17 protein-coding genes and 1 tRNA gene are annotated in these 21945 nt (G+C 70.9%); 2 read left to right on the plus strand and 16 right to left on the minus strand.

All coding sequences use genetic code 11. From position 1 onward, the window contains the following. Positions 1 to 3: 3 nt before the first annotated feature. The 14 genes from ABWK59_RS14875 to ABWK59_RS14940 form a co-directional block, all read right to left on the minus strand. Positions 4 to 1155: a sensor histidine kinase gene (locus ABWK59_RS14875; RefSeq protein ID WP_354641056.1), complete on the minus strand. Its 1152-nt coding sequence runs from the start codon at positions 1153 to 1155 to the stop codon at positions 4 to 6. Positions 1156 to 1252: 97 nt separating this feature from the next. After that, positions 1253 to 1939, minus strand: coding sequence for a DUF4097 family beta strand repeat-containing protein (locus tag ABWK59_RS14880; protein WP_354641057.1), 687 nt, complete (start codon positions 1937 to 1939; stop codon positions 1253 to 1255). Between the two features lie 190 nt (positions 1940 to 2129). Further along, positions 2130 to 6023, minus strand: a complete 3894-nt coding sequence (locus ABWK59_RS14885; RefSeq protein WP_354641058.1) for a DNA-directed RNA polymerase subunit beta' — start codon at positions 6021 to 6023, stop codon at positions 2130 to 2132. Between the two features lie 102 nt (positions 6024 to 6125). After that, on the minus strand, positions 6126 to 9602 hold the full coding sequence (rpoB, locus tag ABWK59_RS14890; protein WP_354641059.1) for a DNA-directed RNA polymerase subunit beta: 3477 nt from the start codon (positions 9600 to 9602) through the stop codon (positions 6126 to 6128). Positions 9603 to 10200: 598 nt separating this feature from the next. Continuing rightward, positions 10201 to 10584, minus strand: coding sequence for a 50S ribosomal protein L7/L12 (gene rplL, locus ABWK59_RS14895; RefSeq protein ID WP_354641060.1), 384 nt, complete (start codon positions 10582 to 10584; stop codon positions 10201 to 10203). An 87-nt stretch (positions 10585 to 10671) separates the two neighbouring features. Then, on the minus strand, positions 10672 to 11226 hold the full coding sequence (rplJ, locus tag ABWK59_RS14900; RefSeq protein ID WP_354641061.1) for a 50S ribosomal protein L10: 555 nt from the start codon (positions 11224 to 11226) through the stop codon (positions 10672 to 10674). A gap of 329 nt (positions 11227 to 11555) precedes the next feature. Beyond that, the gene (locus ABWK59_RS14905) at positions 11556 to 12353 is read right to left on the minus strand and encodes a hypothetical protein (protein WP_354641062.1); all 798 of its coding nucleotides are present in this window, start codon (positions 12351 to 12353) and stop codon (positions 11556 to 11558) included. 97 nt (positions 12354 to 12450) lie between these two features. Then, a complete protein-coding gene (locus ABWK59_RS14910) occupies positions 12451 to 13335 on the minus strand; it encodes a hypothetical protein (RefSeq protein WP_354641063.1) in 885 nt (294 codons plus the stop codon). Between the two features lie 102 nt (positions 13336 to 13437). Further along, positions 13438 to 14304 (minus strand): hypothetical protein, encoded by an 867-nt coding sequence (locus tag ABWK59_RS14915; protein ID WP_354641064.1) that lies wholly within the window; start codon positions 14302 to 14304, stop codon positions 13438 to 13440. A gap of 142 nt (positions 14305 to 14446) precedes the next feature. Beyond that, entirely contained in the window at positions 14447 to 15169 is a 723-nt protein-coding gene (gene rplA, locus ABWK59_RS14920; RefSeq protein ID WP_354641065.1) for a 50S ribosomal protein L1, read from the minus strand. Between the two features lie 111 nt (positions 15170 to 15280). Then, positions 15281 to 15715: a 50S ribosomal protein L11 gene (rplK, locus tag ABWK59_RS14925; RefSeq protein ID WP_354641066.1), complete on the minus strand. Its 435-nt coding sequence runs from the start codon at positions 15713 to 15715 to the stop codon at positions 15281 to 15283. A 181-nt stretch (positions 15716 to 15896) separates the two neighbouring features. Beyond that, positions 15897 to 16790: a transcription termination/antitermination protein NusG gene (gene nusG, locus ABWK59_RS14930; RefSeq protein ID WP_354641067.1), complete on the minus strand. Its 894-nt coding sequence runs from the start codon at positions 16788 to 16790 to the stop codon at positions 15897 to 15899. 236 nt (positions 16791 to 17026) lie between these two features. Continuing rightward, positions 17027 to 17347 (minus strand): preprotein translocase subunit SecE, encoded by a 321-nt coding sequence (gene secE / locus ABWK59_RS14935; RefSeq protein WP_354641068.1) that lies wholly within the window; start codon positions 17345 to 17347, stop codon positions 17027 to 17029. Positions 17348 to 17489: 142 nt separating this feature from the next. Further along, positions 17490 to 17562: transfer RNA gene (locus ABWK59_RS14940), tRNA-Trp, on the minus strand. Positions 17563 to 17795: 233 nt separating this feature from the next. Here ABWK59_RS14940 and ABWK59_RS14945 point away from each other — a divergent pair. Together ABWK59_RS14945 and ABWK59_RS14950 are read left to right on the plus strand one after the other, a co-directional pair. Beyond that, positions 17796 to 19034, plus strand: coding sequence for a pyridoxal phosphate-dependent aminotransferase (locus tag ABWK59_RS14945; protein ID WP_354641069.1), 1239 nt, complete (start codon positions 17796 to 17798; stop codon positions 19032 to 19034). Between the two features lie 92 nt (positions 19035 to 19126). Then, positions 19127 to 20149, plus strand: a complete 1023-nt coding sequence (locus ABWK59_RS14950; protein ID WP_354641070.1) for an adenosine deaminase — start codon at positions 19127 to 19129, stop codon at positions 20147 to 20149. A gap of 73 nt (positions 20150 to 20222) precedes the next feature. Here ABWK59_RS14950 and ABWK59_RS14955 read toward each other — a convergent pair whose 3' ends face one another. Further along, a complete protein-coding gene (locus ABWK59_RS14955; RefSeq protein WP_354641071.1) occupies positions 20223 to 21263 on the minus strand; it encodes a UDP-N-acetylmuramate dehydrogenase in 1041 nt (346 codons plus the stop codon). Between the two features lie 230 nt (positions 21264 to 21493). Continuing rightward, a complete protein-coding gene (locus tag ABWK59_RS14960; RefSeq protein ID WP_354641072.1) occupies positions 21494 to 21925 on the minus strand; it encodes a DUF3291 domain-containing protein in 432 nt (143 codons plus the stop codon). Positions 21926 to 21945 lie beyond the last annotated feature (20 nt).

Here is a 21945-nt window from a genome sequence, read left to right on the forward strand (position 1 = left end):
CCGTCAGTCGCCCAGCGGCAGCAGGGCGTTCACCGTGAAGCCGCGCCCGTCCGGCCCGGGCCCGGCGGTGGCGCTGCCGCCGCAGGCGGCGGCCCGCTCGCGGATGCCGACCAGCCCCCGACCGCCGGACCAGCCGTGCGGGGCCGGGCCCGCGGTCTCCCCGACGCCCCCGCCGTCGTCGGTGACCTCCACCTCCAGCCGCCGCCCGCGCCGCGCCACCCGGACGGTCACGCTGCGCGCGTCGGCGTGCTTGAGGACGTTGGTCAGCGCCTCCTGGACGATCCGGTACGCGGCGGCCTGGACGTCGGCGGGCCCGTGTTCCTCGATCTCGACCCGGACCAGCATGCCGGAGTCCCGCAGCCGCAGCACCACCGCGGGCAGTTCGGCGAGGGTGGGCTGAGGGGCCAGCTGCGGCCGGGCACCGTCCTCCTTGAGCACCCCGAGCACCCGCCGCAGCTGCACCATGGCGTCGCGGCCGGAGTCGGCGATGGTGTCGAAGGTCCGGATCGCCCGGTCCGGGTCGGTGCGGACCACCAGCGGGCCGGCCTCGGCCTGGATGACCATCAGCGAGACGGCGTGCGCCAGGATGTCGTGCATCTCGCGGGCGATCCGGGCGCGTTCCTCGGCCACGGCGCGGGCGGCCTCACCGGCGGCGCGCATCCCGGCCTCCCGGGCCCGGTCCGCCTCCGCCCGGGCCCGCCGGCGCAGTTCCCGCACCAGGGAGCCGAGGATGAAGCTGCCCACCGACATCAGCAGGCTGAACAGCATGCCGTTGGGCGAGTGGGTGCCGAGGATGTTGGCCGGCACCAGGACGGCCAGCATCAGCCAGCGCTGCCAGTCCCGGCCGCGGTCGGCGACGGTGTACACGGTCAGCACCTGGTGCAGCGGGATCTGCGGTGCCACCGAGTGCGCCACGATCGACTGGGCCAGCGAGAACACCCCGCTGACCAGCCAGACCGTGAACGGTGCCCGCCGGCGCCAGGGCAGCGGGGCGGCCGCCGCCAGCACCAGCGGGTAGACCCACCAGGGCCAGCCGCGGTCGTCGACGACCACGCCCCAGACCGAGAGCGCCGCCGCGGCCAGCGCCAGGCAGGTGTCCGGCAGGTACGGGTCGGCGCCGCCGAGCGCGGCCGCCCGCTCCCGGACGCGCGCCATCCACTCCCCGCCCACCACCGCAGCCGCCCCTCCCCCGCCTCCGCCCCCGGTACTGGAACGATCATCCCGCAGCGGCCACGGGGCCGGTACGGCGGGCTCAGGCACCGTCCACCGTCACGTCGCCGGTCTCGGTGCGGGCCGTGATGGTGTGGTCCGTGGCCGCGTCCGCCCGCTCCACCGAGACCTTCACGTTGCCGGTGTCGCTGGCGGTGTCCACCGCGTACGGGCGGCCCCGGGGCACCCGGACCCGGACGTCGCCGGTGCCGCTGACCGCCTCCACCCGCCGCGGGTCGCCGTCGACGGCGGCCGAGACGCTGCCGGTGCCGGTGGTCAGCCGGACCACCGGGGAGCTCAGCTCGGCGGTGATCCCGCCGGTGCCGGTCCGGGCCTCCACCTCGCCGCTCAGCCCGGTCAGCCGGACGTCCCCCGTGGAGTTGTGCACCCGCACCACCGTGCCGGCCGGCACCCGCACCCGGTAGCCGACCCCGCAGTCGCCGTCCGGGCAGTGGTAGGCGAGGGTCAGCGTGCCGTCGGCCACGGTGTGGGTGGTCTCCGGGGCGGTCTCCCGGTAGCTCTGGTGCTCGGTCACCTCCACCGCCGAGCCGCCGCCGGTGACCTCGACCTCCCCGGTCTCCCCCTCGATCACCAGGGTCCGCACCTGCTCGGCCACGCCGTAGCGGACGTCCCGTTCCCGGTCGTCCCCGACCGCGTAGCCCACCGCCCCGGCGGCCACCACCGCGGTGATCCCCGTGTACAGCAGCACCCGTGCCAGTGGACGGTTCACCCGTTCCTCCCCTCGGCCGGCCCGGACCTCCCGGACCCGACACCGACCAGCCTGCCGTCCGCACCGCTCCCTCGGATCCCCCGACCGAGCGGTCCCGTGTCCTCCCCCGCACGGGGGAGGACAGGGCCGACAACGCCGCAGGGCGGCCACCCCGTGAGGGGTGACCGCCCTGCGATCAGGTGACTGACTCTCAGCCGGTGTACGGGCCGTAGTCGTAGTCGTCCAGCGGGACCGCCTGGCCGGAGCCGGCGCCGAAGGGCGACAGGTCGTAGTCGTCGTAGCCGACGGCCGAGTACATCGCGGCCTTGGCCTCCTCGGTCGGCTCGACCCGGATGTTGCGGTAGCGGGGCAGACCCGTACCGGCCGGGATGAGCTTACCGAGGATGACGTTCTCCTTGAGGCCCAGCAGCGGGTCCGACTTGGCGTGGATCGCCGCGTCGGTGAGGACCCGGGTCGTCTCCTGGAAGGAGGCGGCCGACAGCCAGGACTCGGTGGCCAGCGAGGCCTTGGTGATACCCATCAGCTGCGGACGGCCGGAGGCGGGGTGACCGCCCTCGGACACCACGCGGCGGTTCTCGGTCTCGAAGCGGCCGCGCTCGACGAGCTCGCCCGGGAGCAGCTCGGCGTCGCCCGACTCGATGATCGTCACGCGGCGGAGCATCTGCCGGATGATGATCTCGATGTGCTTGTCGTGGATCGACACACCCTGCGAGTTGTAGACCTTCTGGACCTCGGCGACCAGGTGGACCTGGACGGCACGCTGGCCCATGATGCGCAGGACGTCGTGCGGGTTGGTCGCACCGACGGTCAGCTTCTGGCCGACCTCGACCGCCTCACCCTCGCTCACCAGGAGCTTGACGCGCTTGGAGACCGGGTAGGCGATCTCGTCGCTGCCGTCGTCCGGGGTCACGACGATCTTGCGGGTCTTCTCGGTGTCCTCGACCCGGACCCGACCGGCGGCCTCCGAGATCGGGGCCACACCCTTGGGGGTACGGGCCTCGAAGAGCTCGACGACACGCGGCAGACCCTGGGTGATGTCGTCACCGGCCACACCACCGGTGTGGAAGGTACGCATGGTCAGCTGGGTACCGGGCTCACCGATGGACTGGGCGGCGATGATGCCGACCGCCTCACCGATGTCGACCAGCTTGCCGGTGGCCAGCGAACGGCCGTAGCACATGGCGCAGGTGCCGACCGCGGACTCACAGGTCAGGATCGAGCGGGTCTTGACCTCGCTGATGTTGTGGCGGATCAGCTCGTCGATCAGCACGTCACCGAGGTCGGTGTTCGCGGTGGCCAGCAGCTTGCCGTCCACCGTGATGTCCTCGGCGAGCATGCGGGCGTAGACGCTGGTCTCGACGTCGTCCGTCTTGCGCAGGACGCCGTCCTCGCCCACCTGGCCGATGGCCAGCTTGAGGCCGCGCTCGGTGCCGCAGTCCTCCTCGCGGATGATGACGTCCTGGGAGACGTCGACCAGACGACGGGTGAGGTAACCGGAGTCGGCGGTACGGAGGGCGGTGTCGGCGAGACCCTTACGGGCACCGTGGGTGGAGATGAAGTACTCCAGCACGGAGAGACCCTCACGGAACGAGGCCTTGATGGGCCGCGCGATGGTCTCGTTCTTCGCGTTCGACACCAGACCACGCATACCGGCGATCTGGCGCATCTGCATCATGTTTCCACGAGCACCCGAGTCGACCATCATGAAGATGGGGTTCGTCTTCGGGAAGTTCGCGGCCATGGCCTCGGCGACCTCGTTGGTCGCGCGGGTCCAGATGCCCACCAGCTCCGACTTGCGCTCGTTGTCGGTGATCAGACCGCGCTCGTACTGCTTCTGGACCTTCTCCGCCTGCGCCTCGTAGCCCTCCAGGATGGCGGGCTTGCTCGGCGGGACGATGACGTCCGAGATCGAGACGGTGACACCGGAACGGGTCGACCAGTGGAAGCCGGCCGCCTTCAGGTTGTCGAGCGCCGCGGCGACGACGACCTTGGGGTAGCGCTCGGCCAGGTCGTTGACGATGGCCGACAGCTGCTTCTTGCCGACCTCGTAGTCGACGAACGGGTAGTCCTCGGGCAGCAGCTCGTTGAAGAGCGCGCGGCCCAGGGTGGTGGTGATGCGGAAGGGCTCACCCTCGAACCAGGTCGGCTGACCGTCCTCGTCCAGCGGCGCCGTCCAGCCCCGCGGCGGGACCGTGCCGGCGGGCATCCGCAGGTCGATCGGGGCCTGGACGTCCAGCTCGCGGGCGTCGAAGGCCATGATCGCCTCGGCGGTGGAGGAGAAGGAGCGGCCACCGCCCTTCACCTCCTCGCGGTCCGAGGTGAGGAAGAACAGACCGAGCACCATGTCCTGGGTCGGCATGGTGACGGGGCGACCGTCGGCCGGCTTCAGGATGTTGTTCGAGGACAGCATCAGGATGCGGGCCTCGGCCTGCGCCTCCGCGGAGAGCGGCAGGTGGACGGCCATCTGGTCACCGTCGAAGTCCGCGTTGAACGCGGTGCAGACGAGCGGGTGGATCTGGATGGCCTTGCCCTCGACCAGCTGCGGCTCGAAGGCCTGGATGCCGAGGCGGTGCAGGGTGGGCGCACGGTTCAGCAGGACCGGGTGCTCGGCGATGACCTCTTCGAGGACGTCCCACACCACCGGACGGGCGCGCTCGACCATGCGCTTGGCCGACTTGATGTTCTGCGCGTGGTTCAGGTCGACCAGGCGCTTCATCACGAACGGCTTGAAGAGCTCCAGTGCCATGGCCTTGGGCAGACCGCACTGGTGCAGCTTCAGCTGCGGGCCGACGACGATGACCGAACGGGCCGAGTAGTCGACGCGCTTGCCGAGCAGGTTCTGACGGAAACGACCCTGCTTGCCCTTGAGCATGTCGGACAGCGACTTCAGCGGACGGTTGCCGGGGCCCGTGACCGGGCGGCCGCGGCGGCCGTTGTCGAAGAGCGCGTCCACGGCCTCCTGGAGCATGCGCTTCTCGTTGTTCACGATGATCTCGGGCGCACCGAGGTCGAGGAGGCGCTTCAGGCGGTTGTTGCGGTTGATGACGCGGCGGTACAGGTCGTTCAGGTCGGAGGTCGCGAAGCGGCCACCGTCCAGCTGCACCATCGGACGCAGGTCCGGCGGGATCACCGGGACGCAGTCCAGCACCATGCCCTGCGGCTTGTTGCTGGTCTGCAGGAAGGCGGAGACGACCTTGAGGCGCTTGAGCGCACGGGTCTTCTTCTGGCCCTTGCCGGTCCGGATGATCTCGCGGAGGCGCTCGGCCTCCTCGGCGAGGTCGAAGGTCTCCAGGCGGTCCTTGAGGGCCGCGGCGCCCATCGAGCCCGAGAAGTACGTGCCGAAGCGGTCACGCAGCTCGCGGTAGAGGAGCTCGTCGCCCTCCAGGTCCTGGACCTTGAGGTTCTTGAAGCGGGCCCAGACCTCGTCCAGGCGGTCGATCTCGCGCTGGGTGCGGTCGCGGAGCTGCTTCATCTCGCGCTCGGCGCCCTCGCGCACCTTGCGGCGCACGTCGGCCTTGGCGCCCTCGGCCTCCAGCTCGGCCAGGTCGGTCTCGGCCTTCTTGGCGCGGGCCTCGAGGTCGGCGTCGCGGCGGTTCTCGATCTGCTGGCGCTCGACCGAGATGTGCGCCTCCAGGGACGGGAGGTCGCGCTGGCGACGCTCGTCGTCCACCCAGGTGATCATGTAGGCGGCGAAGTAGATGACCTTCTCGAGGTCCTTCGGCGCCAGGTCGAGCAGGTAGCCCAGGCGGGACGGCACACCCTTGAAGTACCAGATGTGGGTCACCGGGGCGGCCAGCTCGATGTGGCCCATCCGCTCGCGGCGGACCTTGGCGCGAGTGACCTCGACGCCGCAGCGCTCGCAGATGATGCCCTTGAAGCGGACGCGCTTGTACTTACCGCAGTAGCACTCCCAGTCCCGGGTGGGACCGAAGATCTTCTCGCAGAAAAGGCCGTCCTTTTCCGGCTTCAGCGTGCGGTAGTTGATCGTCTCCGGCTTCTTGACCTCGCCGTGCGACCACTGGCGGATGTCGTCGGCCGTGGCCAGGCCGATGCGGAGCTCGTCGAAGAAGTTGACGTCAAGCACTGGTCGTCAAGCCCTCTTTCGTGATTCGAGAGTTTGTCTGTGGTCTGAGGGGGGCCTGGGGGCGGGCCGGCTGCTCACGCGGGGCAGCCGGCCCCACCTCCGTCAGACCTCTTCGACGCTGCTCGGCTCGCGCCGGGACAGGTCAATGCCGAGCTCCTCGGCAGCGCGGAACACGTCTTCGTCGGAGTCCCGCATCTCGATGGACTGGCCGTCCGAGGACAGCACCTCCACGTTGAGGCAGAGCGACTGCATTTCCTTGATGAGGACCTTGAAGGACTCGGGAATGCCGGGCTCGGGGATGTTCTCGCCCTTGACGATGGCCTCGTAGACCTTCACACGGCCGAGGACGTCGTCGGACTTGATGGTGAGGAGCTCCTGCAGCGCGTAAGCGGCGCCGTACGCCTCAAGGGCCCACACCTCCATCTCACCGAAGCGCTGACCACCGAACTGCGCCTTACCACCGAGCGGCTGCTGGGTGATCATCGAGTACGGGCCGGTCGAACGGGCGTGCAGCTTGTCGTCGACCAGGTGGTGCAGCTTGAGGATGTACATGTAGCCGACCGAGACCGGCATCGGGAACGGCTCGCCGGAGCGGCCGTCGAACAGCCGGGCCTTGCCGGTGGAGTTCACCAGGCGCTCACCGTCACGGGTGAGCGTGGTGTTGTCCAGCATGCCGGTGATCTCGTCCTCGCGGGCACCGTCGAAGACCGGGGTGGCGAGGTTGGTGCCGCCCTGGACCTGGTCGGCGCCGATCACCTGGAGGCGCTGGGCCCACTCGTCGGCGAGGCCGGAGACGTCCCAGCCCTGCTTCGCGAGCCAGCCGAGGTGGATCTCCAGGACCTGTCCCGGGTTCATGCGGGACGGGACACCCAGCGGGTTGAGGATGATGTCGACCGGGGTGCCGTCCTCCAGGAACGGCATGTCCTCGACCGGCAGGATCTTCGAGATGACACCCTTGTTGCCGTGGCGGCCGGCGAGCTTGTCACCATTGGTGATCTTGCGCTTCTGGGCCACGTAGACGCGGACCAGCTGGTTGACGCCCGGGGGCAGCTCGTCGCCCTCTTCGCGGTCGAAGACGCGGACGCCGATGACCTTGCCGGACTCACCGTGCGGCACCTTCAGCGAGGTGTCGCGGACCTCACGGGCCTTCTCGCCGAAGATCGCGCGGAGCAGGCGCTCCTCCGGGGTCAGCTCGGTCTCACCCTTGGGCGTGACCTTGCCGACCAGGATGTCGCCGGTGACGACGTCGGCGCCGATCCGGATGATGCCGCGCTCGTCGAGGTCGGCGAGGACCTCCTCGGAGACGTTCGGGATGTCCCGGGTGATCTCCTCGGGGCCCAGCTTGGTGTCACGGGCGTCGACCTCGTGCTCCTCGATGTGGATCGAGGAGAGGACGTCGTCCTGGACGAGGCGCTGCGACAGGATGATCGCGTCCTCGTAGTTGTGGCCCTCCCACGACATGAACGCCACGAGGAGGTTCTTGCCGAGCGCCATCTCGCCCTCGTCGGTGCACGGGCCGTCGGCCAGCACCTGACCGGCCTCGACGCGGGCGCCCTCGTCCACGAGCACCTTCTGGTTGAAGGAGGTGCCCTGGTTGGAGCGGGTGAACTTGGCGGCGCGGTACGTGGTGTACGTGCCGTCGTCGTTGGCCACGGTGACGTAGTCGGCGGAGACCTCCTGCACCACACCGGCCTTCTCGGCGGTGATGACGTCGCCGGCGTCGACGGCGCAGCGGTACTCCATGCCGGTGCCGACCAGCGGGGCCTCGCTCTTCAGCAGCGGCACCGCCTGGCGCATCATGTTCGAGCCCATGAGCGCGCGGTTGGCGTCGTCGTGCTCGAGGAACGGGATCATGGCGGTCGCGACCGACACCATCTGGCGCGGCGAGACGTCCATGTAGTCGATCTCGGTGCCCGGGATGTAGTCGATCTCGCCGCCACGGCGGCGGACCAGGACGCGCGGCTCGGCGAAGGTCAGCTCGTTCGTCAGCGGGGCGTTGGCCTGCGCGATGACGTAACGGTCCTCCTCGTCGGCGGTGAGGTAGTCCACCTGCTCGGTGACCACACCGTCGACGACCTTGCGGTACGGCGTCTCGATGAAGCCGAACGCGTTGACCCGGCCGTACGAGGCCAGCGAGCCGATCAGACCGATGTTCGGGCCTTCGGGGGTCTCGATGGGGCACATGCGGCCGTAGTGCGAGGGGTGCACGTCACGGACCTCGAAGCCGGCCCGCTCACGGGACAGACCACCGGGGCCGAGCGCGGACAGACGGCGCTTGTGGGTCAGGCCCGACAGCGGGTTCGTCTGGTCCATGAACTGCGACAGCTGGCTGGTGCCGAAGAACTCCTTGATGGAGGCGACGACCGGCCGGATGTTGATCAGGGTCTGCGGCGTGATCGCCTCGACGTCCTGGGTGGTCATGCGCTCGCGCACGACGCGCTCCATACGGGCGAGACCCGTACGGACCTGGTTCTGGATCAGCTCGCCGACGTTGCGCAGGCGGCGGTTGCCGAAGTGGTCGATGTCGTCGACCTCGATGACGATGTCGCGACCGTCCTCGTCGCGCCACTCGACCTCGCCGGCGTGCAGCTTCACCAGGTACTTGATCGCACCGATGATGTCCGGCTCGGTGAGCACGCCGGAGTCCAGGGACTCGGCGTTGCCCAGCTTGCGGTTCACCTTGTAGCGGCCGACCTTGGCGAGGTCGTAGCGCTTCGGGTTGAAGTACAGGTTCTCCAGCAGCGTCTGCGCGGCCTCACGCGTCGGCGGCTCGCCCGGGCGCAGCTTGCGGTAGATGTCGAGGAGGGCGTCGTCCTGACCCTGGGTGTGGTCCTTCTCCAGGGTGGCGCGCATCGACTCGTACTCGCCGAACTCCTCGAGAATCATCTCGTTGGTCCAGCCGAGCGCCTTGAGCAGGACGGTGACCGACTGCTTGCGCTTGCGGTCGATGCGGACACCGACCATGTCGCGCTTGTCGATCTCCATCTCCAGCCACGCACCGCGGGAGGGGATGACCTTGCAGGAGTAGATGTCCTTGTCGGACACCTTGTCCAGGGTGGAGTCGAAGTAGACGCCGGGGGAGCGCACCAGCTGAGACACGACGACACGCTCGGTGCCGTTGATGATGAACGTGCCCTTGTTCGTCATGAGCGGGAAGTCGCCCATGAAGACCGTCTGGGACTTGATCTCACCGGTCTCGTTGTTGGTGAACTCGGCCGTGACGAAGAGCGGGGCCGCGTAGGTGAAGTCGCGGTCCTTGCACTCGTCGATGGAATTCTTCGGCGGCTCGAAACGGTGGTCGCGGAAGGTCAGCGACATCGACCCGCTGAAGTCCTCGATCGGGGAGATCTCTTCGAAGATCTCCTCCAGACCGGACTTGGTGGGGACGTCCTGACCGTTGTCCAAGGCCGCCTCGACCCGGGACTTCCAGGCCGCGTTGCCGAGCAGCCAGTCAAAGCTCTCGGTCTGCAGGGCCAGGAGGTTCGGGACCTCGAGGGGCTCCTTGATCTTCGCGAACGAGACGCGGAGCGGGGCGGTGGATGCGGCGGAATTGTTCGAGGCGTTGCGCGGCGCGGCCAAGAGGGGGGTCCTTCCGAGGGCTCGGAGCTCACTACGCGCATACCGGCAGAGCCTGCACGAGGGAAGGGATTCCCAGGTCAGGACCGTGCACACCCCGGGCGACGAGTCACGGAGCAGCTAACAGGCAGCGCAAAGGGACAGTGTAGCCAAAAGGCACACTGCTGACAAGCCCAGATTCGGAGACCGAATCGGACGCTCCTCCCAGTACAGCCGACGGCCCGGGTGCTCCCGGGCCACCGCACTTCACGTCGAGTCACAGGGAAGGTTCCCAGCACGGCCCCTGAATATGCATCAAGGGCCGCTCGGGCTGGGCCCGGCCCGGCTCGGCGTTCGGCACGCGCCATGAGAATCGCGCGCCGGATGCGGTTCGTCAAGGCCCCCACCAGGGTGTGGACCTCGCACCACCCATCGCTCGGGGCCGCCCCGGCGTTACAGCGGCCCTGCTCGGGCGGCGGCCCCCACGACAGCGATCACCCTACCGGCCCGCACCGACAGTGGCGGAGCGCGCGGCGGCCCGGCCGGTACGCGAAAAGGCCGGGCCGGCCACCCCGAAGGGTGGCCGGCCCGGCCCGTGTGCCCCCTCAGAGGGGGCACGAAGTCACTTGACGGTGACCTTGGCGCCAGCGCCCTCAAGGGCGGCCTTCGCCTTCTCGGCGGCCTCCTTGTTGACCTTCTCCAGAACCTTCGCACCGGCGGTGTCGACGAGGTCCTTGGCCTCCTTCAGGCCGAGGGAGGTCAGGGCGCGCACCTCCTTGATGACCTGGATCTTCTTGTCGCCGGCACCCTCGAGGATGACGTCGAACTCGTCCTGCTCCTCAACGGCCTCGGCGCCACCGGCCGGACCGGCCATGACGACGGCGGCGGCCGGGGCGGCAGCGGTGACGTCGAACTTCTCCTCGAAGGCCTTCACGAACTCGGAGAGCTCGATGAGGGTCATCTCCTCGAACTGCGCGAGCAGCTCGTCCTGGGTCAGCTTCGCCATGATTGGCGTCCTTCCACTCAATCGGCAGGTGGTGCCGGATGTACGGATTGGCGGGCGTACTACGGGCCCGCTAGAGGGCGGGAGTGATTACTCCGCGTCCTCGGCGGGAGCCGGCGTACCGGCACCGCCCTGCTGCACCTTGTCGCGGAGCGCGTCCACCGTGCGGACGAGCTTCGACGGCAGGGCCTGGAAGAGCGCGGCAGCCTGCGACTGCTTGCCCTTCATGGCACCGGCCAGCTTGGAGAGCAGCACCTCGCGGGACTCGAGGTCCGCGAGCTTCTTGATCTCATCGCCGGACAGCGCCTTACCGTCGAGGACACCGCCCTTGATGATGAGAGCGGGGTTCTCCTTGGCGAAGTCACGCAGAGCCTTCGCCGACTCCACCGGGTCACCGGTGACGAAGGCGACAGCCGTCGGACCCGCGAACAGGTCGTCGAGCTCGGTGATCCCGGCCTCATTGGCCGCAATCTTGGTCAGCGTGTTCTTCACCACGGCGTACTCGGCGTTCTGACCCAGCGAGCGACGCAGGTTCTTGACCTGCTTCACCGAGAGACCGCGGTACTCGGTCAGCAGCGCCGCGGAGGAGCCACGGAACTTGTCCGTGATCTCGGCGACGGCAGCAGCCTTGTCGGGCCTTGCCATAGGCTTACGCCTCCTTCCGTGATGTCGAAGTCGGGCCGACCTTTTTGACGAGTCGACCATTCAACGCCGCGAACCACCGGCCGGAAGGAAGCCCTTGCACAAGAGAAAAGCCCCGGTGCGCAGTCGCACGGGGCCAGAAAGACCTCGACAGCCCGTGAACGGGCTGGAGGTCAAAGCTCCAAACACTCCTGCGCGGGCCGTCTGCGCAATGCGCAGATCCTTCGATGCCTGCACCCTCGCGGGCGCATGGCGATGACCAGCGGTCTTCGGCAGACACCACCGTACTCGACGAGCGGGGCAGCGCAAAATCGGCTGCGCCGGGCCCCGGGTCAGCCCAGCGGCTGGGGCGGCAGGCCGCGGCCGACCGCGTCGGCGGTGTCGGCCTCGGCCGGAGCCTGGACCGAGAGCGGGCCGCCGAAGTCGGCGTACTCCAGGGTGTCCTCGACCCGGGCGGTGCGGCGGAGCTGGACCAGCTGGTCCCGGTCGTTCAGCCAGAGGTCGAGGGTGACCTGTCCGCCGCCCAGGGCCTCCTGCAGGGCCTGGCGGCGGGCGCCGGTCAGCTGGGTCTGGGCCTCGGCGTAGAGGGCGGCCGGCACCGTGACCCGGTAGTGCCGGGTGGTGACCTCCTCCAGCTGCTCCTCGCCGACCAGCTCGGGCGCCTCGGCGGCGGCCGCGGCGGTCAGCGCCACCAGCGGGTTGAGCCGGTCGGCCAGCGCGGCGTACGGGATCTCCTTGCCGCCGCCGAACTTCTCCCAGTGCCGGCCGCCGAGACGGTCGGCGGTGGCCTGGTCGCCGCCGAGGTAGGCCGAGGTGTCGAGGACGATCAGCTGCTGGTCGGAGCCCTCGCGCCGCAGCTGGAGCACGGTCTTGGGGGCCCAGAACACCAGGCCCCGGACGGTGTCGGCGCCGAGCCGGCCGCGGACCTTGGCCCGCCGGGCGTCGTGCGCGACCAGCTGGGCGGCCAGCAGGACGCCGTGCGGGGAGCGGTCGGTGGGGGTCGGCCGCGCCGAGCTGGCGACCGGACTGCTCGGGGCGGAGCCCGCACCGTCCCCGGACCCGCCGCAGGCCGCGGCCCCGGCCAGCACCAGGCAGGCCAGCAGCGCCGCCGCCGTCCGCCGTACCGCCATGCCCGCCCCTCCCGCCACCGTCACTCGCTCCCCCACCATGCCACGTCCGGACCCCCCGGCCCGTCCGCCCACCAAGGCGGCCGGCGCCGCCGCGGGCTCAGCCCTTGATCAGCGAGGCGAGGTCGAAGACCTCGTTCTTCGGCGGCGCGGGCACCGACTGGACGCCGCCGAGCTCGGTGTACCGGACGGTGACCGGCGTGTTGGAGGACAGGCCGATGGTGCTGTGCCGCAGCTGGAGCAGCTCGCCCTTGGCGTTGATCCAGAAGTCGGAGACCACGGTGTCACCGCCGCGCCGGAGCTGATCGACGACCAGGGGCTTGGCGTCCGCCGGGAGGCCGGCCATCCCGTTCACCAGGGCGTCCACGGCGAGGCCGCTCTGGTAGTGGACGGTGTCCACGCCGTCGATCTTCTCGGCGCCGACCCGGGTCAGCTTGCCGGCCTTGGCGTGCAGGCCCAGCTGCAGCTCGGGGTTGAGCATCTGCTGGACGCTGGCGAAGGAGCCGCCGTCGCTGGAGCCCGCGTCCACCTTGAGCCACTTCTTGCCGTCCATGCTCTCGGCGCGCTCGGCGGACAGGCCCATGTACAGGGTGCCGTCGCTGAGCACGGCCTTGAACTCGGCGCCGTCGTCCACCGTGGCGACCTCGATGGCCTGCGGGGACTTCCAGACGAAGGCGCCGGGGCGGCTCTCCGACTGGACGGTCAGGGTCATCTTGGCGCTGCCCGCCTTGGCCATCACCTCGGCGGCGCCGGCCAGCGCCACCTTGGGGTCGACGGCCGGCTGCTGGGCGGCCTGGGCGGAGGCGTCGGCGGGGGCCGGCGCGGGGGTGCCGGACGCGCCGGCGGAGGTGCCGGGCGCGGCGGTGGTGGCACCGTCCGAGGCGGCCGGAGCCGCCCCGGACCCGTGCGAGCCGCTGCAGGCCGTCAGGCCGCCGACGAGCAGGGCGGACACCGCCATGGCAGTTGCGAGGCGCAGAGCACGCACGAGACCCCTCCAGACCGTTCGTTCTTCCCGTCCGGATCCGGACTCTAGCCTGTCGTCCCGCCACCCCCGCCCCAGGGGTTAACGGCCGTTCATCCCCGCCGGTCAGCCGCCCAGCAGCTTGGCCATGTCGGTGACGTCCGAGGCCGCCGGGGCCTCGACGCCGCCCGCGCCGAGCCCGGTGTAGGTGAAGGTGGTGGGACGGCCGGACGGCGAGCCGACCGCCGCGGCCGGGCGGGTCTCCTTGAGTCGGAGCAGCTCGCCCTTGTCGTTGATCCAGAAGTCGAGGACCACACCGGTGCCGTCCTTGCCCAGGTCGGTCAGCACCCGGCCGCGGAGGTCGGCGGTGAGCTCGGGCTGGGCGTTCAGCAGCGCGGCCACCTCCAGGGCGGCCCGGTAGTGCACGGCCGGGGCGCCGTCCACCGGATCGGGGCCGACCAGGGCGGGCTGCCCGCCCTCGGCCGCGGCGGTCAGCTCCGCCACCGGGTTGCGGGCCAGGAAGCGGCCGCCGACCAGGATGCCGTCCCCCGCGCCCGGCACCTTGTCGTCGGCCGCCTTCTGGTCGAACTTCAGCCAGCCCCGGCCCTTGAAGGCGGCCTTCTCGGACTCCTTGACGCCGAGGTAGGTCGCGCCGTCGACCACCCGGTACCGGCCCTCGGGCGCGCCCGAGCGGCTGTCGAACTGCAGGGCCTGCGGGGCCTGCCAGACCATCACCCCGCTGCCGGTCTCCAGCCCGCCCTCGACGGTGAACTTCGCCGAGCCGGCCTTGGCCATGACGGCCGCGGAGCCCTTCAGCACCTCGGCCGGGTTCGGGGCCGGCGGGGCCGAGGGGCTGGCGGCCGGGGCGGAGCCGGAGCCGGCCGCCGTCGGCGCGGCCGGCGGGCCGTCCGGTCCGCCGCCGGAGCAGGCCGCCAGGCCCAGGGTGAGCACCACGGAGACGGCGGCCGCGGACAGGGTGTGCAGAGTACGCACGCGATTCCTCTCGATCACTGCAGAACGCGAGCGGACTCTAGTCCACAAGATCATCTGTTCGCACCGGGATATCGCGCGGGAAACGCGGACGGGCCCGCGCCCCCGTTCGGGGGTGCGGGCCCGTCGCTCAGACCTGGTGCGATCAGACCGCGGCCGGGTCCTCCTCGACGAGGAGGTTGCGGGTGCGGTTCGGGTCCACCTGGACGCCGGGGCCCATGGTGGTCGAGAACGCGATCTTCTTGATGTAGCGGCCCTTGGCGGCGGCCGGCTTGGCCCGGAGGACCTCGTCGAGCGCGGCGGCGTAGTTCTCGACCAGCTGCTCATCGGAGAAGGAGGCCTTGCCGATGATCAGGTGCAGGTTCGAGTGCTTGTCGACGCGGAACTCGATCTTGCCGCCCTTGATGTCGTTGACAGCCTTGGCGACATCGGGGGTGACGGTGCCGGTCTTCGGGTTCGGCATCAGGCCACGGGGACCGAGCACGCGGCCGAGGCGGCCGACCTTGCCCATGAGGTCCGGGGTGGCGACGACGGCGTCGAAGTCCAGGCGACCCTTGGCGACCTCGTCGATCAGCTCGTCGGAGCCGACGATGTCGGCGCCGGCAGCACGTGCGGCCTCGGCACGGTCACCGGTCGCGAAGACCAGGACCCGAGCGGTCTTGCCGGTGCCGTGCGGGAGGATCACGGTGCTGCGGACCATCTGGTCGGCCTTGCGCGGGTCGACACCCAGACGCATGGCCACCTCGACGGTGCCGTCGAACTTGGTGACGGAGGTCGCCTTGGCGAGGCGGATGGCCTCGAGCGGGGCGTAGATGCGGCTGCGGTCGACCTTGGCGTCCGCGGCCGTGAGGGCCTTGCTGCGCTTCACTGCTGCTCCTGAATGATGGGCCCCTCCTGCACGTTCAGCGGGCGAGGAGGGAGGAGTTCGTGGTGTGTACGGGCCGCGCCGGCCCTACCACGGTGGACGGGAAGGGGCTTGTCAGCCCTCGACGGTGATGCCCATCGACCGGGCGGTGCCGGCGATGATCTTCTCCGCGGCGTCCAGGTCGTTGGCGTTCAGGTCGGGCATCTTCACCGTCGCGATCTCGCGCACCTGGGCCGAGGTCAGCTTGGCGACCTTGGTCTTGTGCGGCTCGGCGGAGCCCTTGTCGATACCGGCGGCCTTCAGGATGAGGCGCGCGGCCGGCGGCGTCTTCGTGATGAAGGTGAAGGTACGGTCCTCGTAGACCGTGATCTCCACCGGCACGATCATGCCGCGCTGCGACTCGGTGGCCGCGTTGTAGGCCTTGCAGAACTCCATGATGTTGACGCCGTGCTGGCCCAGCGCGGGGCCGACCGGCGGCGCCGGGTTGGCCGCGCCGGCGTTGATCTGGAGCTTGATAAGCCCCGTGACCTTCTTCTTCTTGGGAGGCATGTCTCTCCGGGTCCTTCCGAGAGGTGATTGCTGGTGCGTGCTCAGCCGGGACGCGACCTGCTGTCGGGCTGCGGCCTGGCCGCCAGCACACACATCGGACCAGGCTAACCGCTGAGGGGCTCCTGGACCAAAACGGATTCGGGGCGGGGCCTCGGCCCCGCCCCGAATCCGAGGATCTGGATCAGTTCTTGGTGATCTGGTCGAACGACAGCTCGACCGGGGTCTCGCGGCCGAAGATCTCGACCAGGCCCTTGACCTTCTTCGAGTCCGGGTTGATCTCGTTGATGGTCGCCTGGAGGGTGGCGAACGGACCGTCGGTGACGGTGACCGAGTCGCCGACCTCGAAGTCGAGCACCTGGACCTCGACCGGGCGGACCGGCGAGGCCTTGCCGGCCTCCTTGGCCGCGGCGCGCTCGACGTCCGGGGCGAGCATCTTGACGACCTCGTCCAGGGTCAGCGGGTACGGGTCGTACGCGTTGCCGACGAAGCCGGTGACACCCGGGGTGTTGCGGACTACGCCCCAGGACTCCGGGGTGAGGTCCATGCGGACCAGGACGTAGCCGGGCAGCTTGTTCTGGCGGATGGTCTTGCGGTCGCCGTTCTTGATCTGGACGACCTCCTCCTGCGGCACGGCCGACTCGAAGATGTAGTCCTCGACGTTCAGCGAGACGGCGCGCTGCTCCAGGTTCTGCTTCACCCGGTTCTCGTAGCCGGCGTAGGTGTGGATGACGTACCACTCGCCCGGCGCGCGGCGCAGCTGCTCGCGGAACTCGGCGACCGGGTCACTCTCGACCTCGGCCTCAACCTCGGCCTCGACCTCGGCGGCCTCCTCGCCCTCGACCTCGGCGGCCTCCTCGGCCTCGACGTCGGCGGCCTCCTCGCCCTCGGTCAGCTCGTGCAGCGCGGCGACCTCGGCCGGCTCGCCCGCCTCGGCCTCGTCCGCAGCCTCGACCTCGTCCACGCCGGCGTCCGCGGCGTCGAGGATCTGCTCCGCAGCCTCGGCGTCAGCAGCCTCGGCCGCGACATCCGCCTCACGGACGGTCTCGTCGGCGTCGTACAGGGGGGACTCAGACACGGTCGCTGCTTCTTTCCTGGGATGTGGAACGGATACCTCAACAGTACCGAGTCAACGGTAGTGGCCCGGGCCGAACGGCGCCGACAGCCCGGTGCCGGGGAGTCGGCGGCGGTCCGGTCGGGGTGCGGGGCACTGCGGGGTACCGCGGAGAACAAAAGACCCGGAGGCGGGCCGCTTGGTCACGGCCCGGTCCGGGTCGGGTGGTGCTGGGGGGCCGGATCGGCCGTCTGGCCTGGTCAGCCGAAGATCTGGAAGCTCAGCTTGCCGAAGGCGTAGTCGAGGCCGAACACCAGGAGCATCAGCACCACGACGAAGATGACGACGACGCTGGTGTACTGCAGCAGCTCGCCGCGGGTGGGCCAGACGACCTTGCGGAGCTCGGCGATGATCTGCCGGTAGAAGAGGGCGATCCGGGCGAACAGGCCCTTCTTGCCCCGCTTGCCGCCGCGCTTGCGGTCCCGACGGGAGAGCTTGCCGTCCTCGGTCACAGCCGCCGCGTCGGCGCCGTCGGGGTTGCCGCTCTCAGGCGTTGCGGTGGAGCCCGTGGTCTCCGTCACTCGTCCTCACCTGAATCCGGGTCCTGCCGAGGTCCGCACCGGTGTGGCGCGGGCGATCCGGCGAAAGCAGTGCTGGTGGGGCCCTCTCCGCATCAAGCCCGCTCGCTCTGTGGAGCGAACGGGCTCGGAACGGAAAAAGCAGCAGGGCACGAGGGACTCGAACCCCCAACCGCCGGTTTTGGAGACCGGTGCTCTACCAATTGAGCTAGTGCCCTACGGTGCCTCGCGGCCCCGGGTGGCCCCCAACCTACAGCATCCGGGCCGCCGCGTGGTGTACGCGTTTGGGTGGAGCCGCTTGTCGAAGGCCGACGACCAGTGAGTGTACGGGTTCTTCGTCGTTTGGTCGAACCTCGTTCACGGCAGGTCCGCAGGTACGCATCGTGGGACGGCCGGTACGCATGCTGGAACCTCCGTGCCCGGCACCCCCCGGTTCTGGGACGATGCAGGCATGAGCGCACCCACCCCCGCCCACGCCCGCCCCGCCGACCGCCGGGTCTCCGCCCGGGTCGGCGCCATCGCCGAGTCCGCCACCCTCGCCGTGGACGCCAAGGCCAAGGCCCTCAAGGCGGCCGGCCGTCCCGTCATCGGCTTCGGTGCGGGCGAGCCGGACTTCCCGACGCCCGGGTACATCGTCGACGCCGCGGTCGCCGCCTGCCAGGACCCGGCCAACCACCGCTACACCCCGGCGGGCGGCCTGCCCGAGCTCAAGGCCGCCATCGTCACCAAGACGCTCCGCGACTCCGGCTACCAGGTGGACGCCTCCCAGGTGCTGGTCACCAACGGCGGCAAGCAGGCGATCTACAACGCCTTCGCCGCGATCCTCGACCCGGGCGACGAGGTGATCATCCCGGCGCCGTACTGGACCACCTACCCGGAGGCCGTGAAGCTGGCCGGCGGCACCCCGGTCGAGGTGGTCTCGGACGAGACCACCGGCTACAAGGTCTCGGTGGAGCAGCTGGAGGCCGCCCGCACCGAGAACACCAAGGTGGTGCTGTTCGTCTCCCCGTCCAACCCGACCGGCGCGGTGTACACCGAGGCCGAGGCCGAGGCGATCGGCCGCTGGGCGCTGGAGCACGGCCTGTGGGTGCTCACCGACGAGATCTACGAGCACCTGGTGTACGGCGACGCGACCTTCACCTCGCTGCCGGCCCTGCTGCCCGAGCTGGCCGACAAGTGCGTCGTGGTCAACGGCGTGGCCAAGACCTACGCCATGACCGGCTGGCGGGTGGGCTGGATGATCGGCCCGAAGGACGTGGTGAGCGCCGCGGCCAACCTGCAGTCGCACGCCACCTCCAACGTCTCCAACGTGGCGCAGCGCGCGGCCATCGCCGCCGTCGCGGGCGACCTGTCGGCCGTGGACGAGATGAAGACCGCGTTCGACCGCCGCCGGAAGACCATCGTGACGATGCTCAACGAGATCGACGGCGTGCTGTGCCCCGAGCCGGAGGGCGCCTTCTACGTGTACCCGTCGGTCAAGCCGCTGCTGGGCAAGGAGATCCGCGGCAAGCGGCCGCAGACCTCCGCCGAGCTGGCCGCGCTGATCCTGGACGAGGCCGAGGTCGCGGTCGTCCCCGGTGAGGCCTTCGGTACCCCGGGCTACCTGCGGCTGTCGTACGCGCTGGGCGACGCCGACCTGGTCGAGGGCATCAGCCGGGTGCAGAAGCTGCTGGCCGAGGCCCGCGACTGACGCCTCCGCGTGCCGGGCCGCCCCCGTCACCCCTTCGGGGGAGATGACGGGGGCGGTTCCGTTCGGGGGCCGGGATGCGGCAGGATTCGTGGATGGATCGCCTGCGTGATGTCCGGAGCCTCCCGAAGGCCCACCTGCACCTGCACTTCACCGGTTCGATGCGCCCGTCGACGCTGCTCGAACTGGCCGACAAGCACGGCGTCCGCCTGCCCGAGGCCCTGAGCTCGGGCGAGCCCCCGAAGCTGCGGGCCACCGACGAGCGCGGCTGGTTCCGCTTCCAACGGCTGTACGACACCGCGCGCTCCTGCCTGCGGGACGAGGCCGACATCCGGCGCCTGGTCCGCGAGACCGCCGAGGACGAGCGGCGGGACGGCTCCCGCTGGCTGGAGATCCAGGTCGACCCGACCTCGTACGCGCCACGGCTCGGCGGCCTCACGCCGACGCTGGAGCTGGTCCTGGACGCCGCGCGGGAGGCCGAGGAGGCCACCGGGGTGGGGATCCGGGTGCTGGTCGCCGCGAACCGGATGAAGTCCCCGATGGACGCCCGCACGCTGGCCCGTCTGGCGGTCCGGTACGCGGACCAGGGGGTGGTCGGGTTCGGCCTCTCCAACGACGAACGGCGCGGCCTGGCCCGGGACTTCGACCGGGCGTTCGAGATCGCCCGGGCCGGCGGCCTGCTGGCGGCCCCGCACGGCGGGGAGCTGTCCGGCCCCGAGTCGGTCCGGGACTGCCTGGACGACCTCGGCGCGGGCCGGATCGGCCACGGCGTCCGGGCCGCGGAGGACGACCGGCTGCTCCAGCGGCTGGCCGACCGGCAGGTCACCTGCGAGGTGTGCCCCGCCTCCAACGTGGCGCTGGGCGTCTACGACCGGCAGGAGAAGGTGCCGCTGCGGCGGCTGTTCGACGCGGGCGTGCCGCTGGCGCTGGGTGCGGACGACCCGCTGCTGTTCGGCTCGCGGCTGGCGGAGCAGTACGCCATCGCCCGGGAGGTGCACGCGTTCTCCGACGCCGAGCTCGCCGAGCTGGCCCGCCAGTCCGTCCGCGCCTCGCGCGCCCCGGAGACGGTCCGCAAGGAGCTCCTCGCCGACATCGACGCCTGGCTGGCGGAGGGGTGACCCCGGCCGCCCGGCCTGGGCCGCCTTCCCCGCCTGCCCCGCCGGCCGCGCGGACTTCCCCCGCCCGGGGTGGCTAGAGGCTGACGCCGACCATCACCGGCTCGTTCACCAGCTCCACCCCGAACACCGCGCGGACCCCGTCGCGGACCTCCCGCGCCAGCGCCAGCAGGTCCTCGGTGGTCGCCGCCCCGCGGTTGGTCAGGGCCAGGGTGTGCTTGGTGGACAGCGTGGCCGGCCCGCTGCCGTGGCCCTTCTTGAAGCCGGCGTTGTCGATCAGCCAGGCCGCCGAGGTCTTGGTGAAGCCCTCCCCCGCCGGGTACGCGGGCGCCCGAAGGTCGCCCAACCGGTCCATGAACGCGCCCCACTGACGGTCCGCCAGGATCGGGTTGGTGAAGAAGGACCCCGCCGACCAGGTGTCGTGGTCCGCCGGGTCCAGCACCATGCCCTTGCCGGCCCGGAGCCGCAGCACGGTCTCGTGCGCCGTCCTCAGGTCGACCCGCTCGCCGGCCTCGACGCCGAGCGTCCGGGCCACCTCGGCGTACTTCACCGGGGAGGACTGTCCGCCGGCGTCCGCGAGCCCGAAGCGGACCCTAAGCACGACGTACCGGTCGGGGTCGGCCTTGAAGCGGCTGTGCCGATAGGAGAAGGAGCAGTCGGGCCCGGCGAGGGTGACGGTCTCCTTGAGCAGCCGGTCGTAGGCGACCACCTCGGTGATGGTCTCGGCGACCTCCTGGCCGTACGCGCCGACGTTCTGCACGGGGGTGGCGCCGGCCGAGCCGGGGATGCCCGCGAGGAACTCGACGCCCGCGAGGCCGGCGTCCACGGTCCGGGCGACGGCCTCGGCCCAGACCTCGCCGGCGGCCAGCTCCAGCCGTGTGCCGTCCAACGCGAAGCCGCGGGTGGCGACCCGCAAGACGGTGCCGTCGAAGCCGCCGTCCCCGATCACCAGGTTGGAGCCGCCGCCGATCACCAGCAGCGGTTCGCCCGCCTCGTCGGCCGTGCGGACGACGTCGACGACCTCGGCGTCCGTGGTCGCGGTGACCAGCCGGCGGGCCGGGCCGCCGAGCCGGAGCGTGGTCAGCGGGGCGAGCGGGGCATCCAGTTCTTCGAGCACGCCCTCCAGCGTACGGGGCGGGCTCCCCCGGGCCGCTCCTCCACCCCGCCGCGGCCGGTCCGGCGGGGCTGTCGCGGCCGGTCCGATCCCGGGGACGGCATCGGGACGGCCGGGGGACGGCACGGGGACGGCATGGGGACGGGCCCCGCGGCCGGTTACCGTGAGGCCCGTCCCGTCGGCCGGGCGGATCACCCCGGGCGGCGGCACCGGCGCGTGCTCGCGCCCGGCGCTCATGCCGCGTCCGGTCGTCCGGTGCCGGCCCGGGTCTCCTTCCTGCGCTGGTCCTCGATCCGGCGGTCGGCCTCGGCCCAGGTGGGCGGCGGTCCGCCGGCGGCCTGCCAGAAGGTGAACACCGAGCCGGCCATGGCCGGGCGGAGGCCGACCATCAGCGAGCGGTGCGGTTCGGCCCGGACGAAGGCGTTGATCGCCTCCCGGCTCTCCCACGCGGAGAGCGTCCAGAAGGTGCGCTTCAGCGGGGCGGCGCGGAGGGTGACGCCGACCGCCCCGGGCGCCTTCCGCGTCTGCCGGAGGATGGCCATCGAAGCGGTGAGGAAGCGCGGGACGTCGCGCAGCCGGCGCAGGCGGAGTTCGGAGGCCATCACGGTGACCTCGGCGGGGTGGCGCGGGGCGGCGGGGCCGGGGGTCCAGGGGAGGGGAAGCATCTCGGGTCCCTTCTCGGGCA

Source organism: Kitasatospora sp. HUAS MG31 (assembly GCF_040571325.1).
GTDB classification, from domain to species: Bacteria; Actinomycetota; Actinomycetes; order Streptomycetales; family Streptomycetaceae; genus Kitasatospora; species Kitasatospora camelliae.

Coding starts and splice junctions, on each gene's coding strand:
- ABWK59_RS14875 (WP_354641056.1), bottom strand. CDS start 1,155: ATGGCGCGCGTCCGGGAGCGGGCGGCCGCGCTCGGCGGCGCCGACCCG.
- rplL (WP_354641060.1), bottom strand. CDS start 10,584: ATGGCGAAGCTGACCCAGGACGAGCTGCTCGCGCAGTTCGAGGAGATG.
- rplJ (WP_354641061.1), bottom strand. CDS start 11,226: ATGGCAAGGCCCGACAAGGCTGCTGCCGTCGCCGAGATCACGGACAAG.
- ABWK59_RS14905 (WP_354641062.1), bottom strand. CDS start 12,353: ATGGCGGTACGGCGGACGGCGGCGGCGCTGCTGGCCTGCCTGGTGCTG.
- rplK (WP_354641066.1), bottom strand. CDS start 15,715: ATGCCTCCCAAGAAGAAGAAGGTCACGGGGCTTATCAAGCTCCAGATC.
- ABWK59_RS14945 (WP_354641069.1), top strand. CDS start 17,796: ATGAGCGCACCCACCCCCGCCCACGCCCGCCCCGCCGACCGCCGGGTC.
- ABWK59_RS14950 (WP_354641070.1), top strand. CDS start 19,127: ATGGATCGCCTGCGTGATGTCCGGAGCCTCCCGAAGGCCCACCTGCAC.
- ABWK59_RS14960 (WP_354641072.1), bottom strand. CDS start 21,925: ATGCTTCCCCTCCCCTGGACCCCCGGCCCCGCCGCCCCGCGCCACCCC.